Source organism: Streptomyces pristinaespiralis, from assembly GCF_001278075.1.
Lineage (GTDB): Bacteria > Actinomycetota > Actinomycetes > Streptomycetales > Streptomycetaceae > Streptomyces > Streptomyces pristinaespiralis.
Genome location: NZ_CP011340.1, coordinates 1,862,961 through 1,879,729, shown reverse-complemented (window position 1 = coordinate 1,879,729; position 16,769 = coordinate 1,862,961). Strand labels below are relative to the sequence as shown.

At 75.1% G+C, this 16,769-nt stretch carries 11 protein-coding genes and 1 pseudogene; 11 read left to right on the top strand and 1 reads right to left on the bottom strand.

Annotation, left to right across the window (positions count from 1 at the left end):
- Positions 1-112 precede the first annotated feature (112 nt).
- The 8 genes and pseudogenes from SPRI_RS07845 (at position 113) to SPRI_RS07815 (ending at position 10,652) form a co-directional block, all read left to right on the top strand.
- Positions 113-983: pseudogene (locus tag SPRI_RS07845) on the top strand (ABC transporter ATP-binding protein).
- A 67-nt stretch (positions 984-1,050) separates the two neighbouring features.
- Positions 1,051-1,185, top strand: a complete 135-nt coding sequence (gene amiA, locus SPRI_RS39725; protein WP_259372237.1) for a streptamidine family RiPP — start codon at positions 1,051-1,053, stop codon at positions 1,183-1,185.
- Between the two features lie 77 nt (positions 1,186-1,262).
- A complete protein-coding gene (locus SPRI_RS07840) occupies positions 1,263-2,144 on the top strand; it encodes a hypothetical protein (RefSeq protein ID WP_053556806.1) in 882 nt (293 codons plus the stop codon).
- A 455-nt stretch (positions 2,145-2,599) separates the two neighbouring features.
- Complete coding sequence (locus tag SPRI_RS07835) at positions 2,600-4,111, top strand: CocE/NonD family hydrolase (protein WP_374987878.1); 1,512 nt, start codon at positions 2,600-2,602, stop codon at positions 4,109-4,111.
- Complete coding sequence (locus SPRI_RS07830; RefSeq protein WP_182327856.1) at positions 4,108-5,475, top strand: YcaO-like family protein; 1,368 nt, start codon at positions 4,108-4,110, stop codon at positions 5,473-5,475. The genes SPRI_RS07835 and SPRI_RS07830 overlap by 4 nt, the downstream gene beginning before the upstream one ends.
- 10 nt (positions 5,476-5,485) lie before the next feature.
- A complete protein-coding gene (locus tag SPRI_RS07825; RefSeq protein ID WP_159039472.1) occupies positions 5,486-7,153 on the top strand; it encodes a nitroreductase family protein in 1,668 nt (555 codons plus the stop codon).
- The gene (locus SPRI_RS07820) at positions 7,150-8,886 is read left to right on the top strand and encodes an ABC transporter ATP-binding protein/permease (protein WP_053556803.1); all 1,737 of its coding nucleotides are present in this window, start codon (positions 7,150-7,152) and stop codon (positions 8,884-8,886) included. Before SPRI_RS07825 ends, SPRI_RS07820 begins: the two co-directional genes overlap by 4 nt.
- Positions 8,883-10,652: an ABC transporter ATP-binding protein gene (locus tag SPRI_RS07815; protein WP_053556802.1), complete on the top strand. Its 1,770-nt coding sequence runs from the start codon at positions 8,883-8,885 to the stop codon at positions 10,650-10,652. The genes SPRI_RS07820 and SPRI_RS07815 overlap by 4 nt, the downstream gene beginning before the upstream one ends.
- 158 nt (positions 10,653-10,810) lie before the next feature.
- Here SPRI_RS07815 and SPRI_RS07810 read toward each other — a convergent pair whose 3' ends face one another.
- The gene (locus tag SPRI_RS07810) at positions 10,811-12,499 is read right to left on the bottom strand and encodes a PucR family transcriptional regulator (protein WP_005310161.1); all 1,689 of its coding nucleotides are present in this window, start codon (positions 12,497-12,499) and stop codon (positions 10,811-10,813) included.
- A gap of 296 nt (positions 12,500-12,795) precedes the next feature.
- Here SPRI_RS07810 and SPRI_RS07805 point away from each other — a divergent pair, with 296 nt between their 5' ends.
- The 3 genes from SPRI_RS07805 to pucD are packed head-to-tail and all read left to right on the top strand — an operon-like array spanning position 12,796 to position 16,675.
- The gene (locus tag SPRI_RS07805) at positions 12,796-13,686 is read left to right on the top strand and encodes an FAD binding domain-containing protein (protein WP_005310159.1); all 891 of its coding nucleotides are present in this window, start codon (positions 12,796-12,798) and stop codon (positions 13,684-13,686) included.
- Between the two features lie 2 nt (positions 13,687-13,688).
- Positions 13,689-14,297, top strand: coding sequence for a (2Fe-2S)-binding protein (locus tag SPRI_RS07800; protein WP_037773406.1), 609 nt, complete (start codon positions 13,689-13,691; stop codon positions 14,295-14,297).
- Between the two features lie 2 nt (positions 14,298-14,299).
- On the top strand, positions 14,300-16,675 hold the full coding sequence (gene pucD, locus SPRI_RS07795) for a xanthine dehydrogenase subunit D (protein WP_037773405.1): 2,376 nt from the start codon (positions 14,300-14,302) through the stop codon (positions 16,673-16,675).
- Positions 16,676-16,769 lie beyond the last annotated feature (94 nt).

The following is a 16,769-nucleotide window of genomic DNA, read 5'->3' as shown; positions in this document are numbered from 1 at the left end:
CCCCGGCCGACCCGGCCGCGCTCGCCCGGCCCCACGAGCGGCACCGCGCCGGCGGCGGCCGCAGTCAGAACCCGGCGGCCCGGGCCGCCCGTCACGGAGGACACCCATGACCATGGCCACCCGCCAGGAAGCCGGCGCCGGATCACGGAAGCCGGAGCGGCAGGGGACGGTGCACATCGAAGGACTGCGCTTCGGATACGGCCGCCGGGAGGTGCTCGGCGGCGTCGATCTCGACATCGGGGCCGGCGAGAGCGTCGCCCTGGTCGGCCTCAACGGCTGCGGCAAGAGCACCCTGCTGCGCCTGTGCGCCGGACTGCTCACGCCCGCGGCCGGCCGGGTCCTGCTCGACGGCGACGACCTCGCCCGGCTGTCGCGCAGGTCCACGGCGCGCCGGGTCGCCCTGCTGCACCAGTCCGCCCCGGCCGTACCGGGCATGACGGTACGTCAACTGGTGCGGCAGGGCCGCTACGCGGACCGGGGTCCGCTCGGGATGCTGAGGGACGGCGACGACGCCGTCTGTGCACGGGCCATGGCCGACGTGGGCGTCGGCGAGTGGGCGGACCGGCCCGTCGATTCCCTCTCGGGCGGCGAACGGCAGCGCGTGCGGCTCGCGATGGCCCTGGCGCAGGACACCCGTGTGCTGCTCCTCGACGAACCCACGACCTACCTGGACCTGCGCCACCAGCTCGAGGTCATGCAGACGGTCGTCCGGCTCCGGGAGGAGCGCGGGCTGACCGTCGTGATGGTGCTGCACGACCTCGGGCACGCGGCGCGGTTCGCCGAGCGGATCGTGGCCCTGCGGGCGGGAACCGTGGCCGCCGACGGCCCGCCCGCCAAGGTCGTCACGCCCGCTCTGCTGGCCGAAGTCCTGGGCGTGGCAGGGCGCGTGGGGAGGGATCCGGAGGGCGGCTGGCCGGTGTGTTACCCGGATCACCCACTTCCCCTCGGCGAACCCCTTGCAAAATGAAAATCATATTCATTAGTGTCCTGGGTGTCGCCGCCGCACAGTCCGGGCGGCGCAGCCAGTAACCGACGAATGGAGAGCAACTCATGGAGCAGCACAAGGTCTTCAGCCCGATCGCCGAGCAGGGCCAGCTCGCCCACCTGTCCGCCACCCACTCCAACGCCCTCGTCGAGAACCCCTTCGAGGACACCGCCGCCGTCGAGACCGACAGCGACAAGTAACCCCGCCCTCGGGCCCGCCCGGAACACCGTTCCGGGCGGGCCCGACCCGCATCCGACCTCGAACCCCAGGAGAACCCGTGGCCACCGCGCGACTCGCCCCCGGCGTCGCCCTCGTCACCGTCCCCGGCCAGGGCCTCGCCGTCCGGACGCCCGACGGCGAGTTCCTCCGCGTAGACACCGGCACGGCGGCACCGGACGCGGTCGTCGAACGCCTGACCCGTGGTCACGGCAGTCCGGGGGACACCGGCGCCCAAGTCCCGGCCCAGGGCCCGGACTCCGTGGGAGTCGGACCCTCGGCGCCCGACGCGCCCGACGCGCCGGACGGTGAACTCGAGCGCCTGGCCGCCGCGTTCGACGGCGCCGGCTATCTCGCCCACGAGGGCGACGGCACCCGCGGGCCGCTCGCCGGACGAACCGTCGCCGTCCTCGGTGACGACGTGCTGACCGAGCCGCTCACCCGGTTCGTACGGGCGGAGGGCGGCGAAGTGCGCCGTGCGAAGCGACTCACGGACCTGCCCGGCGAGCAGTCACCCGACGTCGTCGTCTGGTGCCTCGACTCGCCCGTGCCGCAAGGGCTGTGGGACGAGGCGGACCGGCTGCCCGCCGACGGCACCGGCTGGCTGCGCTGCCACCGCGAGGGCACCACGGCGTGGCTCGAACCGCTCGCGGCCGCGCCGGGGGACGTCACCTCGGCCGACGTACGGCTCCGGCGGCTCGCCGCGACCCCCGCCCACCGCGAACTCGCCGCCTACTGGGCCGGATCACGCACCGACGACACCGGTCCGGCGCACACCGCGGCCTCCGCCGCCCTCACGGCCTGCCTGCTGACCGCCGACCTCATCGCCTGGGCGGCGGGCCGGGGTGGGGCGCGCCGGCTGCGCCGCGTGGACCTGCGGGACCTCACCGTCGACGAGCACACCGTGCTGCCGGTACCCGCCGTCGCACCGCTGACGCGATGACGCCCGGATCCGTGAAGGGACGCGAGGCCGGGTCCGCGCCGGACCCCGTCTCCGGCCCGGCACGCGCCGGGGCCGTGTCGGAGCCCGTGTGCACGCTGCCGGAGTCCGCGTCCGCGGTGGCGGGACCCGGGGCCGTGCCGGAGTGCGCGTCCGAGCTGCGGGACCCCGTCTCCGGCCCGGCACGCGCCGGGGCCGTGTCGGAGCCCGCGTCCGAGCTGCCGGGGTCCGCGTGCGCGGTGGCGGGATCCGGAGCCGTGCCGGAGCCCGTCTCCGGCCCGGCACGCGCCGGGGCCGTGCTGAAGTCCGCGTCCGAGCTGCCGGGGTCCGCGTGCGCGGTGGCGGGATCCGGGGCCGTGCCGGAGCCCGTCTCCGGCCCGGCGGGACCCGCGTCCGCGCTCCCGGGGCCCGCGTCCGGCCCGGCGCGCGTCGGGGCCGTGCCGGGGCCGGCGTCCGCGTTGCCGGGGCCCGTGTCCGGGTGGGTGGCCGTCGAGGGGGCGAGCCTCGCCACCACCGTGCAACTGCCCGAAGGCGACGGGCCCTTCCCGGCAGTCGTCCTGCGCACCCCGTACGGCATGCGCGGCCACCGCGACGAGGCGTGTGGCTGGGCCGCCAGGGGCTTCGCCGTCGTGGTGCAGGACGTCCGCGGGCGGTACGCGTCCGACGGGGACTGGCAGCCCTACCGGTACGAGGAGGCCGACAGCGCCGCCACGTTCCGCTGGGTCCGCGGCCGGTCCTGGTCCGACGGACGGGTCGTCGCCGCCGGCGCCTCGTACGCCGCCCACTGCGCACTCGCGGCCGTCGGCGACGGCGACCCCCGGAGCAGGCCGGACGCCGTGATCGCCGCCGTGCCCGCTCTCGGCCTCGCGGAGACGGCCCGGACGGCCCGGGGGACCGGCGGCGTCGAGCGGCTGTCGGCCCGCGCGGGCTGGTGGGCGGCGCACGGCGACCGCCCCGACTCCGACGGGGCGGCCCTCGACGACGTCCTCGCGCGCGACCCCCGGCTCCTGGAGCATCTGCCCCTCGTCCGTCTCCCGGAGCGGCTCGGCCGCCCGCTTCCCTCATGGCCCGGGCTCTGGGCCGCGTCCCACCGGCCCACGCCCACGCCCCGCGGGCCGATCCCGCTCCTCGCCGTGGGCGGCACCCGCGACCCGTTCGCCGACGACACACTGCGGCTCTGGCTGGACTGGACCGGCCCCGCGCGGCTGCTCGTCGGCCCCTGGGGCCACGGCCTGACCTCGGAGCCCGCCCCGGAAGCCCGCCCAGGACACCGGACACGGCTCGGCGACCTGTACGTGCGGTGGGCGCGCGCCGCCCTCGACGGTGCCCTGGGCCGCGAACGCCGGGGCGCCGTCGCCCTCGGCGGCAGCGACCACTGGTACCCGGCACCGGCCGGCACCGGCGAACGGATCGCCTGGCCGTTCGGCACGCGGACCGGGCTGCGGCTCCTCCAGGGCGACATCTTCGTCGCCGACCCCGAACAGCCCGTCCGCTCCGACGACTTGAGCGTCGAACGCCGTGACGTCCCCGACCGCGCGCTGCTCGTCGGCCCGCCGCTGCCCCGGCCGCTCGACCTGTGCGGCGGCGCCGAGGCGGAACTGTGCGCGGTGGCCGACACCCCCACCGCCGACTGGGCCGTACGCGTCGTCGCCCTCGACCCGGACGGCCGGGCCCTGCCGCTCGCCACCGGCATCGTCCGCAGGACGGACCCGGCCGGCGAGGAGACCCGCTTCCGGGTGCCGCTCGGCCTCGTCGCCCGCCGGCTGCCCGCCGGGACCCGGCTGCGCGTGGAGGTGGCCGGACACCACTTCCCCGCCCACGCCCGCAACCCGCACACCTGCGAGGACCCCGTCCACGCCACCCGTCTCACCGCCTCGCGCAGGACCCTGCGGCCGGCCGGCAGCAGCCTCCTGCTGCCCGTCGTCCACGGCTGCCGGCCCATCGACCCCGTACAGGAGACATGCAGTTGACCAGCCCCCTGACCCTCGACGCGCTCGTGGACCCCGTCTGCGGGCTGATACGCGCCGTGGAGCCCGTACCGCACCCGGCCGGTGCGCCGCCCCGCTACACCGCCATGACCGCGGACGTCGGCGACGCACGCCGCTTCGGGGCGTGGCCGGCCGACCGGGTGTCGCTCGGCACCACCTTCGGCGATCCCGAAGGCGCGCGGATCGCCGCGGTCGCGGAGGCCGTCGAGCGCTACTGCGGCAACCGGCTGCCCCCTGCCGGACACCCCGACGCGCCCCGCCGGGCCACGGCCGCGGAACTCCTCGCGGAGGGCCGCACCCTCTACGGCCCCGGGGACCTGCCCGTGTACGCCGACTGGCAGTACGAACGCCCCCGGTTCGAGTACGGCCGCCTCACCCTTGACACCCCCGCGCTGTGGGCCCGCGCGCAGGAGGACGGCGAGGAGTGCTGGGCACCCGTCGCGCTGACCCATCTCAACTGGCGGCAGGGGGAGTTGCGCAGCCTGCCCCGCACCCACCACCTCAACTACGCGGGCATCGCCACCGGTCAGGGCTTCGACGACGCCGTGGAACGGGGCCTCCTCGAGGTCGTCGAGCGCGACGCCCTCGAACTGTGGTGGCACCTCGACGGCCCCACCCGCGGCATCGATCCCGCCTCGGTCCCCGGCCTCACCCGCGACCTGGACGGCTGCGGCCTCGAGGTGTCCGTCGTCGAGATGCCGTCCGAGTTCGCGCCGTGCATGGCCGCCCTCGTCCACGACCCCGCCCGCGGCATCCACGCAGCCGGGTTCGCCTGCCGCTACGACCCGGCGGACGCCGCCCGCAAGGCCGTCCTGGAGGCCGTGCACACCTGGGTGTTCACCCAGGGCGCGACCGACGCGGACGGCTGGGTCTTCCGGGCGATCGACGCCGGGATGCTGGCCCGCGGCCTCTACCTCGACCACCGGGCCGACCGCCGCTATCTCGACGACTGCGGCCCCGACTTCCGTGCCGTCCGCGACCTCGGCGCGCACGTCCAGGTGTGGCTGGACCCCCGGACGGCGCCGCTGGCCGAGCGGTTCACCCGGCCCGCCCTGGGCGTCGTACCCGTCAGCGAGGTCGCGCACGGCAGCCGGGCCGCTCTGGAGGAGCGGCTCGCCGCCGGCGGGCACCGGATCGTCACCCTGGACCTCACCACGGAGGACGTCGCGGAGACGCCGCTGCGGGTGGCCCGCGTCCTCGTGTCCGGGCTCGTGCCCAACGCACCCGCCGCGTTCGGCTACTTCGGCTGCCCCCGGTTCGCGGAGGCCGCACTCGGACGCGGCTGGCGCGCACACGCACCCACCGGGCCCGGTGACTTCACGCTCACGCCGCCCCCGCACATGTGAGGCGGTGACGGTGTCGGATTCGCCCCTGGTGACCGAAGCGCTGGCCCTGGCCCGTTCCTCGGTGGCCCCCGGCCCGGGCTTCCCCGCGGGGCCGGCGAACGTGCCCCCGCGCGGGGAGGCGCTGCCCGTCCCCGCCTGCCTGGACCGCATCCTGCGGCTCTCGCTCGCGGGCGGAAGACTGCGGCCGGCGCCCTCGGCCGGCGCGCTGCACCCGGTGGACACGTATCTGCTGCTCGGGTCCGGCTGCGGGCTCCCGCCGGGCGTCTACGCCTACCATCCGGCGCGCCACCGACTGCACCGGCACGGTCCGGCACCCGAACCGGCACCGGCGGGCGCCTTCGCCGTCCTGGGCGTCACCGCGCGCCGCACCGTGTCGCACTACGGCCACCGGGGCTGGCCCCTGGTGCTGCTCGACGCGGGCCACGCGGCGGCCGCGCTCGCCCTGTCGGGTGCGCACGCCGTCTGCCTGGACGCTGACGGCGGGCTGCTGTCAGCGGCGGCCGGAGGTGTGCCGGTCGCCCTCGCCGCCGTGCAGTTGCTTCCCGGGGATCACGGCGCGCTCGGGCGCTGGGCCGAGAGCCGGAACAGCTCCCCGCAGTCGCCGTCGCCGGGGGCGGGGGCGGAGGAAGCGCCGGAATGTCTGCGCACCGCCCTGCGCGTCCTCGGCGAGCTCGCCGACTCCGGCGGCGGGTACGGCACTTGGCACCCGGTCGCCGGTCGGCGACCGGACGACTCCGTGCTGTTGTCGCGGCGCAGCGCGGCCCCCGGCTTCCACGGAATGCCGTCGAACGCCGTGCTGGCACGGATCCTCGCCGCCGCGGAGACCGCGTCACCGGCGGGGCCGCGCTGGAGCCTGGCGGTGGGCGGGCCGCGACCGGGCCTGCTGACGAGCCGCCCGCCCGGCGGGTCGGCCGCGGGCGGGGGAGGCTTCGGCGCGTCGGCCGCGTACGAAGGTCCCGTCCCGGGCGACGGGACCGCCACCCTGCACCGTCCCGCCTCCGGCGATGTGCTGCCCACACTCGCCCACTGGGCCGCCCGGCAGGGCTGGATCGCGCAGGCGGGGGCCGTGCTCCTCGCGTACGGCTGCCCGGCCGGAGCCTCCGCCGCCCAGATCCGGCACGACCACCTCGCCGCCGGATACGGCATCGGCCACGCTCAGGCCGCGGCCACCGCCGCCGGCGTGCCGTCACGGCCGGTCGGCTCCTGGCAGGGCGCGGACCTCGGCGCCGCGCTCGGCGGACCGGCCGGACAGGACTGGGTGATCCACGGCCTGGCTCTCGGCCGCACGCCGGCCGTCGACCGAACGCCGCGACCGACGACCGGCCGTAGGACGGGCCCGGCGACGGGCCGTACGAATGGCCCGGCCGCCGGCAGTACGACAACCACCGCGACCGGTCGTGGGGTAGGCGCTGCGACGGTCCCTCATGCAGGCGCTGCCGCAGACGCTGGAACCGGACGTTCGGCAGGCACTGCGACCGGCCGTGAGACACCCGCTGCGCCCGGTCCTGCGCCCCGCCCCGCGACCGGCCGTGAGACACCCGCTGCGCCCCGCCCTGCGACCGGTCCTGCGACCGGTCCTGCGACCGGTCCTGCGACCGGCCGTGAGGCAGGGACTGCGACCCGCTCGGCGCCCCGCCCCGCGACCGGCCGGACGATCCAAGGAGACGAACCGTCATGATGCTCCACCCGGAGCTGCTGCGCGCCGCACGAACCGCGCGCCGCCCCCTGCTCACGGCCACCGCGCTCCTCGCGGCCGTCGCGGTCACCCATCTCGCGCAGGCCGTCCTGCTCGCCGTGGCCCTCGCCCGGATCGCCCGCGGGGACACCGGCGGCCTCCTGCCGCTGCTCGCCGCGGTGCTCGCCGCCGTCCTCGCCCGCGCCGTCCTCGGCCGCGCGCAGCGGCGCGTCGCGGTCGACGCCGGAGCGGCCGTACGCACCCGGCTGCGCGACGAACTGCTCGTACGCCTCGGCCGGAACGGGCCCCCTCAACAGGCCGACGCGCGTGCCGGAGCCGTACGGGCCACCCTCGTCGACGGCGTGGAGGGAGTCGACGCGTACGTCTCCCGATACCTGCCCCAGCTGCTGATCACCTGTGCCGTGCCGCCGGTGCTCCTGGTCGCCGTGGCGGTGGTGGAACCGTGGGCCGTCCTCGTGCTGGCCCCGGCCCTCGTGCTCGCGCTGTTCGCCCCCCGCTGGTGGGACAAGCTGCTCGAGCGCCGCGGGCAACAGCACTGGGGCGCGTACGAGGCCCTGTCCGCCGACTACCTGGAGGCGCTGCAGGGCATGCCCGCCCTGCGCGCGGCCGGCGCGGTCGGACGCACCAGGGCACGGCTGGAGGAGCGTTCACGGGAACTGCACCGCGCCACGGTCGCCAAACTCCGCGTCTCGCTCGTCGACACCGGACTCACCGACCTCGCCGTGCAGGGCGGCACGGTCGCCGCCGCGCTCGTCGCGTGCGGTGCCGCCGTGTCGGGGAACGCGCCCTCCACCGGCACGTATCTGGTGCTGATGCTCGCGGCCGAATGCTTCCGTCCCGTGCGGGACCTCTCCAGGGAATGGCACTCCGGGTACCTCGGGGTGTCGGCCGCCGACGGGATCGCCGGTCTGCGTACCGCGGAGGGCGGTGTGCCCGACGCGGGACGGACCGTCGCCGCGTGGTCCACCGCCCCCGAAGTCCGCTTCGAGGACGTGCACTTCACACATCCCGGTGGCGGACGCCCGGCTCTCGAGGGGGTGACCTTCACCGCCCCCGCCGGCCGTGTCACGGCGGTCGTCGGACCCTCCGGCGCCGGCAAGTCGACGCTCCTCGGCCTGTTGCTCCGCCGCGCGGACCCGGACCGCGGCCGGGTCCTCGTCGACGGCCTCGACACCGGCGCGTACACGCTCGACTCGCTGCGCCGCGGCATCGCGGTCGTCTCCCAGGAGACGTACCTCTTCCACGCCACGGTCGCGGACAACGTGCGCCTCGGCGCCCCCGGAGCGAGTGACGCCGCCCTGCACGACGCCGCCCGGGCGGCCGGCATCCACGACGAGATCGTCCGGCTGCCGGACGGCTACGGGACACAGGTCGGCGAACGCGGTGCCACCCTGTCCGGCGGTCAGCGTCAACGCCTGGCTCTGGCACGGGCGTTGCTCGCCGACGCGCCGGTCCTGGTGCTCGACGAGGCGACCAGCGCCGTGGACGAGCGCCGCGAGGCCCGCATCGTCGGCGAGCTGCTGTCGGCCGCCCGCGGCCGCACCTGCCTCGTCGTCGCCCACCGCCTCGACTCCGTACGGGACGCCGACCGCATCGTCGTCCTCGACGGCGGACGTGTCGACGCCGTCGGTGACCACGCGGCCCTGCTCGCGGGGGACGGCGTCTACGCGCGCCTCGTCGCGGCCGGACGCACCACAGAAGGAAGGGCCGCATGAAGACCGCGCAGGAGACCGGGCGGACGCCCGCGCAGGAGGCCGACCCCGGGACCGAACGAGGGGCGCTGCGCGCCCTGTTGCCGGTGCTCGACGCCCATCGGACGATGACCGTCCGCACCTTCGTCGCGGCCCTCGTCGACCAGGCGGCCCTCGTCGCACTCGTCACGCTCACCGCGCACACCGTCGGGACGGCCGTCGTCGAACGGCAGGCTCCCGGTCCCGTGACGATCGCCGCCCTCCTCGTGCTCGTCGCCGTGCGTGCCCTCGCCACCTGGCGCGAGATGGATCTCTCCCACGACCTCGCCTACCGTGTCCTGGCGGAACTGCGCGTCCGGGTCTTCGACGGCCTCGCCCGCAGCGCACCCGCGCGCATCAAGGGACGACGCAGCGGCGACCTGGCCTCCGCGGCGCTGGGCGACGTGGAGGCCCTGGAGTTCTTCTACGCCCACGCCGTGGCCCAACTCCTCGCCTCCGGCGTGGTGTTCGGCGGGGGGTCGGTGGCGCTCGCGCTGCTCGAACCGTGGCTCCTGCTCCCCGTGCTGCCCGTCGCGGCGCTGCTCGCCCTCGCCCCGGTGCTGGAGTCCCGCGGCCGCGCGGTGCGCGGCGCCCGGACCCGGGCCGCGGCGGCCGAGTTGTCGGCAGAGGCCGTGGAGAGCGTCGACGGACTCCGGGAACTGCTGGCCTTCGGCGCGCTCGACGCCCGCCGCGAACGGCTCCGGGCACACGGCCGCGCCCTCGGCGCGGCCCAGCGCTCGGAGCAGGCCTGGGAAGCGGACGCCGCCGCCGTGCGCGACCTGCTCGTCGTCGCGGCCGTCGTCGGGGTCGTCCTGGCGGCCGCGCACACCGTCGCCGGGGCCTGGGCGCCCGCGGCGATGGCGCTGGCGCTCGGCGTGCTCGCGCCGGTCGCCGACTCGGCCGCCGCGCTCGGCCAGGCGGGCGGACTACGGGCGGCGGCCTCACGGGTGGGCGCGGCCGTACGGGCCCCGGCGGGCGCACCCGCGCCCGCGGCGCCCCGGCCGCTGCCGGAGGGACCGCTCGGCGTACGGCTGCGGGGCGTGCGCTTCGACTACGGCGACCGGGCCGTGCTCGACGGCCTCGACCTGACCGTCGGCCCCGGGGAGACGCTGGCCCTCGTCGGCGTCTCCGGCGCCGGCAAGTCGACGTGCGCGCATCTCCTGGCCCGGTTCTGGGACCCGGCGTCCGGGACGGTGGAACTCGTCCCTGAGTCGGGGCCGCCCGTCGACCTGCGCGACCTGGCCGAACCCGACCTGCGCGGCGCCGTGTCCGTCGTAGGCCAGGACGCGCCGCTGTTCCACGGGACGCTGGCGGAGAACCTGCGCCTCGCCGCACCGGACGCGGACGCGGCGGCCTTCGCGGAGGCGGCACGGGTGGCCGGGGTCGACCGGATCGCGGCGGAACTGCCCGACGGGTACGGGACGCGCGTCGGCGAACGCGGCACGACCCTGTCCGGCGGGCAGCGTGCTCGTATCGCCCTGGCCCGGGCCCTGATGACACGCCCGCGCGTGCTGGTCCTGGACGAGACGACGGCCAACCTCGACACGGAGGGCGACGCGGCGGTGTCGGCGGCGCTGACGGACGGCGCGCACCTGCGCACGACCGTGGTGGTGGCCCACCGCCCGTCGACGATCCGCCGCGCGGACCGGGTGGCGGTACTGGAGTCGGGCAGGGTCGTGCAGACGGGGACGTGGGCGCAGCTGGTGGCGGAGGGGGGCGCGTTCGCGAGGGTGCTGGCGCGGCGAGGGTAGGCGGGCGGGGCCGTGCGGGTGTTCCCCACCCGGCCCCATCCCGTCGTTCCCGGAGCGGGCTCGCCCGGACCCGTACCGCGGGTCGCGCGGTGTCCCCGAGCCCGGGACGGGCCGGGTTGCCCGGCACTTCGGACTCGACGAGCGCCCGGAACGACCCGTCAGCTCATCCGCAGCGCCAGGAAGAAGTCCAGCTTGTCCTCCAGGCGCGACAGGTCACGCCCCGTCAGTTGTTCGATGCGGCCCACCCGGTACCGCAGCGTGTTCACATGCAGGTGCAGGCGGGTCGCGCAGCGCGTCCAGGAGCCGTCGCAGTCGAGGAACGCCTCGAGCGTGGGGATCAGCTCCGCGCGGTGGCGGCGGTCGTAGTCCCGCAGGGGGTCCAGCAGGCGGGCCGTGAACGCCCGGCGGACGTCGTCGGGGACGAACGGCAGCAGCAGTACGTGCGAGGCGAGCTCGTGGTGGCCCGCGGCGCACACCCGGCCGGGCCGGGCCGCGGCCACGCGGCGGGCGTGGCGGGCCTCCTCGAGGGCGCCGCGCAGGGCCTCCGCCGAGTGCACGGCCGCGCTGACACCGAGGGTGAGGCGCCCGTCGTCGGCCAGACCGGCGCCGAGCGGGGCGCGTACGGACTCGAGGAGCACGTCGGCGTGCAGGCCCGCGTCGACCGGGGGCGGATCCTGCTCCTCGAGGCCGCCGAGGCCCACCACCGGCAGCGGTACAAGGGCGATCGCCTCGTCGCCGGTGTGGGCGACGGCGATCCGGTCGGCGGAGTCGGCCCCGGCGGCCGACGGGTCGACAAGGATCTCCTCGAGGAGCGACTGTGCCACCGGACCGGTCTCGACGGACGTGTCGGCGCCCCAGTCCACGCGGGCGACGATCACCTGCCAGTGCGGCGCCGCGCCGAGGCCCGGGAGCAGCACGGGCGCGGCGACCCGCAGCCGTGCCGCGATCTCCGCGGGGGCCGCGCCGGTCTGCACCAGTTCCAGGACCTCCTGGGCGAGCCGCCGCCGTACCGTGCGGGCCGCCTCGCGCCGGTCCCGTTCGACGGCGATCAGCTGGGTGACGCCCTGGAGCAGGTCGAGCCGTGCCTCGGGCCAGTCGGCGGCGTCCGCCTCGACGGCCAGCAGCCAGTCGGAGAGCACGCCCTCGCGCACGTCCCTGACGGCCGGCGCGGCGCCCCTTCCGGTGTTCCGGATCGGGAACAGGGAGTAGGCCACGCCGCGTACGACGGTCCGGTGCGGCGCGCGCCGGCCGGTGCGCTGGGCGGCGAGGTGCTCACCGGCGAGCGTCGCGCCGACCTCCGCCGGCAGCCCTTCGCCGACGCCGGCGATCTGCCGTCCGGTGGGGGACAGGACCCATGCCCGCAGATCCAGGTCGGAGCCGAGGAGGTCGAGCACGGCGTCCGGGCCGCCGCCCGCCGGGCCGGACGTCATCAGGCGCCTGTGTCTGTCGACGACTGCCGCGAGGTCGCCGGCCCGTTCGCCGGAGACCTGCCGCACGACGTACTCGGTGATCGTCGCGAACGCGACGGACTCGTTCACTGCGAACAGCGGCAGCCGGTGGCGCAAACACGCCTGGACGAGATCGTCGGGGATGTCGCCGAGTTCCGCCTCGCCCGCGGCGAGTCCCGCGACCTGGGCGGCGGCGAGGATGCGGACGAACGGTTCCGAGTCCGCCGCGCTGTGCCGCCAGGCGAGCCCGGTGAGCACCAGTTCGCCGCCGGAGAGGTACCGGCTGGGGTCGCGCAGGTCCGTGGTCATCACGCCACGTACCCCGCGGTCGAGCTCGTCCTCGCCGCCGAGCAGCCGCAGCCCCAGCGCGTCGTTCTCCAGCAGTGCGCGCAGCCGCATCTCGTCGCCGCCGATCTGTCTCGTTGTTACCGGTCGTGGCCAAAGATCTGTCGCCGGCGTTTCCATGGGGAAACGGTGAGGTTGCTGATCTCCGCCTTTCGTTCGAATCTACAAGACGAGGGAGGCGACCAGCCAACTCCTTCATGGTTTCGGTGACTGCACCGTCCGGATCGGGCCTTGTGTACTGGACCACACCGCGTGAACAGCAGATGAACGATGGCACATGACAAGTCGAGGGCCGGCCGTCCCGGGTCCACTGCGACGAACGACCCCGATTGAGAAGAAGAGAGCCACTCATGGACTTCCTTCGCCCCGCCAGCTGGGAGGAGGCGCTCGCCGCCAAGGCCGAGCACCCCACGGCTGTCCCGATCGCGGGTGGCACCGATGTGATGGTCGAGATCAACTTCGACCACCGCCGGCCGGAGTACCTCCTCGACCTGAACCGCATCGGTGAGCTGACCGAGTGGGAGGTCGGCGGCGAGAGCGTCCGGCTGGGCGCCTCCGTCCCGTACACCGCGATCATGGAGAACCTGCGCGCAGAGCTGCCCGGGCTCGCGCTGGCCTCCCACACGGTCGCCTCCCCGCAGATCCGCAACCGCGGCGGTGTCGGCGGCAACCTCGGCACCGCGTCCCCGGCCGGCGACGCCCACCCGGCGCTGCTCGCCGCGGGCGCCGAGGTCGAGGCGGAGTCGGTGCGCGGATCACGCATGATCCCCATCGACGACTTCTACACGGGCGTCAAGCGCAACGCGCTCGCCCCCGACGAGCTCATCCGCGCCGTCCACATCAAGAAGGCCGACGGCCCCCAGCAGTACTCCAAGGTGGGCACCCGCAACGCGATGGTGATCGCCGTCTGCGCCTTCGGCCTCGCCCTGCACCCCGCGACCCGTACCGTGCGCACCGGCATCGGCTCCGCCGCCCCCACCCCGGTCCGCGCCAGGGCCGCGGAGGACTTCCTGAACGCCGCCCTCGAAGAAGGCGGATTCTGGGAGAGCGGGAACATCATCACCCCCTCCGTCGCCAAGCAGTTCGCGGAGCTCGCCTCAGGCGCCTGCAACCCCATCGACGACGTGCGCGGCACCGCCAAGTACCGCCGTCACGCGGTCGGCATCATGGCCCGCCGCACGCTCGGCTGGACCTGGGAGCAGTACCGCGGCACCGCCCGCACGCTTGAAGGAGCTGCATGACCATGCGCGTCACTTTCACCGTCAACGGACGCCGGCAGGAAGCGGACGACGTCTGGGAGGGCGAGAGCCTGCTCTACGTGCTGCGCGAGCGCCTCGGCCTGCCCGGCTCGAAGAACGCCTGTGAGCAGGGCGAATGCGGTTCCTGTACGGTCCGCCTGGACGGCGTCCCGGTCTGTTCGTGCCTCGTGGCCGCAGGTCAGGTCGAGGGCCGTGACGTCGTGACCGTCGAGGGTCTCGCCGACTTCGCCAAGCAGCGCGAGGAGTCCTGCGGGACGGGTGCCTGCGGCGGCAAGGGCACGTCCCTCCAGGACGCCCGGCAGTGGAGCGCCGCGCCTCGTGACGGGGCCACCGACTCGCAGACCGGCGAGGGCACCGAGCTCTCCCCGATCCAGCAGGCGTTCATCGACGCGGGCGCCGTGCAGTGCGGTTTCTGCACCCCCGGCCTGCTGGTCGCCGCCGACGAGATGCTGGAGCGCAACCCCTCGCCGACCGACGAGGACATCCGCGAGGCACTCTCCGGCAACCTCTGCCGCTGCACCGGTTACGAGACGATCCTCGACGCTGTCCGCCTCGCGGCCGCCCGTCAGGGAAATCAGGAAGCGAGGGTCTGACGATGGCCACCACCGGCACACCCACGAACCTCACCCAGAAGACCAAGGGCGGCATCGGCGAGTCCACGCTCCGGCCCGACGGCACCCTCAAGGTCACCGGCGAGTTCGCGTACTCCTCCGACATGTGGCACGAGGACATGCTGTGGGGCCAGATCCTGCGCTCCACGGTCGCCCACGCCGAGATCGTCTCCATCGACACCTCGGAGGCGCTCGCCCAGGCCGGCGTCCACGCCGTACTCACCTACGACGACCTGCCGACCGATGTGAGGAACTACGGTCTGGAGATCCAGGACACCCCGGTCCTCGCCCACGGCGTCGTACGCCACCACGGAGAGCCCGTGGCCCTCGTCGCCGCCGACCACCCGGAGACCGCGCGCCGCGCCGCCGCCAAGATCAAGGTCGAGTACAAGGAGCTGCCCGTCGTCACCGACGAGGCCTCCGCGACCGCGCCGGACGCGCCGCTGCTGCACCCCGGCCGCGACGACCACCACGCCGGCCATGTGCCGCACCCGAACATCGTGCACCGCCAGCCGATCGTGCGCGGCGACGCCGACGAGGCCGCGAAGCGCGCCGACGTCATCGTCTCCGGCGAGTACACCTTCGGCATGCAGGACCAGGCGTTCCTCGGACCCGAGTCCGGTCTCGCCGTGCCGGCGGAGGACGGCGGCGTGGACCTCTACGTCGCGACCCAGTGGCTCCACTCCGACCTGCGGCAGATCGCCCCGGTCCTCGGTCTGCCCGAGGACAAGGTCCGGATGACGCTCTCCGGCGTCGGCGGCGCGTTCGGCGGCCGCGAGGATTTGTCGATGCAGATCCACGCCTGCCTGCTGGCGCTGCGCACCGGCAAGCCCGTCAAGATCGTCTACAACCGGTTCGAGTCCTTCTTCGGGCACGTCCACCGCCACCCGGCGAAGCTCTGGTACGAGCACGGCGCCACCCGCGACGGCAGGATCACGCACATGAAGTGCCGGATCGTGCTGGACGGCGGAGCCTACGCCTCCGCCTCGCCGGCGGTCGTCGGCAACGCCTCGTCGCTCTCCGTCGGCCCGTACGTCATCGACGACGTCGACATCGAGGCGATCGCGCTCTACACCAACAACCCCCCGTGCGGCGCCATGCGCGGCTTCGGCGCCGTCCAGGCGTGCTTCGCCTACGAGGCGCAGATGGACAAGCTCGCCAAGGCCCTCGGCATGGACCCCGTCGAACTCCGGCAGCTCAACGCCATGGAACAGGGCACGCTGCTGCCGACCGGCCAGCCGGTCGACTCGCCCGCCCCGGTCGCCGAACTGCTGCGCCGCGTCAAGGCGCGCCCGCTGCCGCCCGAGCGCCAGTGGGAGTCCACCGAGGGCGCGGACGTCCGCGCCCTGCCCGGCGGGCTGTCCAACACCACGCACGGCGAGGGCGTCGTGCGGGGCGTCGGCTACGCGGTCGGCATCAAGAACGTCGGCTTCTCCGAGGGCTTCGACGACTACTCCACCGCGAAGGTGCGCATGGAGGTCATCGCGGGGGAGCCGGTCGCCACGGTGCACACCGCGATGGCGGAGGTCGGCCAGGGCGGTGTCACCGTCCACGCCCAGATCGCCCGCACCGAGCTCGGCGTCTCGCAGGTCACGATCAGCCCCGCCGACACGCAGGTCGGCTCGGCGGGCTCCACGTCCGCCTCCCGCCAGACCTACGTCACCGGCGGCGCCGTGAAGAACTCCTGCGAGCTGGTCCGCGAGAAGGTCCTCGAGATCGGCCGCCGCAAGTTCGGCACCTACCACCCGGCCTGGGCCACCGCCGAGCTGCTGCTCGAGAGCGGCAAGGTCGTCACCGACGGCGGCGAGGTCCTGGCCGACCTGGTGGACGTGCTGGAGGACGAGGCCGTCGAGATCGAGGCCGAGTGGCGCCACCGCCCCACCGAGGCGTTCGACCTGCGCACCGGTCAGGGCAACGGCCACGTCCAGTACTCGTTCGCCGCGCACCGCGCGGTCGTGGAGGTGGACACGGAGCTCGGTCTGGTGAAGGTGATCGAGCTGGCCTGCGCCCAGGACGTCGGCAAGGCCCTCAACCCGCTGTCCGTCATCGGCCAGATCCAGGGTGGCACCACCCAGGGCCTGGGCATCGCGGTCATGGAGGAGATCATCGTCGACCCGAAGACCGCGAAGGTCCGGAACCCGTCCTTCACGGACTACCTGATCCCCACCATCCTCGACACGCCGACCATCCCCGTCGACGTGCTCGAACTCGCCGACGACAACGCCCCCTACGGGCTGCGCGGCATCGGCGAGGCCCCCACCCTGTCGTCCACCCCGGCCGTCCTCGCGGCGATCCGGAACGCGACGGGCCTTGAACTGGACAGGACGCCGGTGCGTCCCGAGCACCTCACCGGTACCTGATCCTCTCCCCACTTCTCCGGGCGGTGCGTGCCATGCCTGCAAGGAACCTGCCGGTTCCCCGCCGGCCCGCGCCGCCAGGAGAGAACGAGTGCCG

Coding starts and splice junctions, on each gene's coding strand:
- SPRI_RS07810 (WP_005310161.1), bottom strand. CDS start 12,499: ATGCGGCTGCGCGCACTGCTGGAGAACGACGCGCTGGGGCTGCGGCTG.
- SPRI_RS07815 (WP_053556802.1), top strand. CDS start 8,883: ATGAAGACCGCGCAGGAGACCGGGCGGACGCCCGCGCAGGAGGCCGAC.
- SPRI_RS07820 (WP_053556803.1), top strand. CDS start 7,150: ATGATGCTCCACCCGGAGCTGCTGCGCGCCGCACGAACCGCGCGCCGC.
- SPRI_RS07805 (WP_005310159.1), top strand. CDS start 12,796: ATGGACTTCCTTCGCCCCGCCAGCTGGGAGGAGGCGCTCGCCGCCAAG.
- amiA (WP_259372237.1), top strand. CDS start 1,051: ATGGAGCAGCACAAGGTCTTCAGCCCGATCGCCGAGCAGGGCCAGCTC.
- pucD (WP_037773405.1), top strand. CDS start 14,300: ATGGCCACCACCGGCACACCCACGAACCTCACCCAGAAGACCAAGGGC.
- SPRI_RS07800 (WP_037773406.1), top strand. CDS start 13,689: ATGCGCGTCACTTTCACCGTCAACGGACGCCGGCAGGAAGCGGACGAC.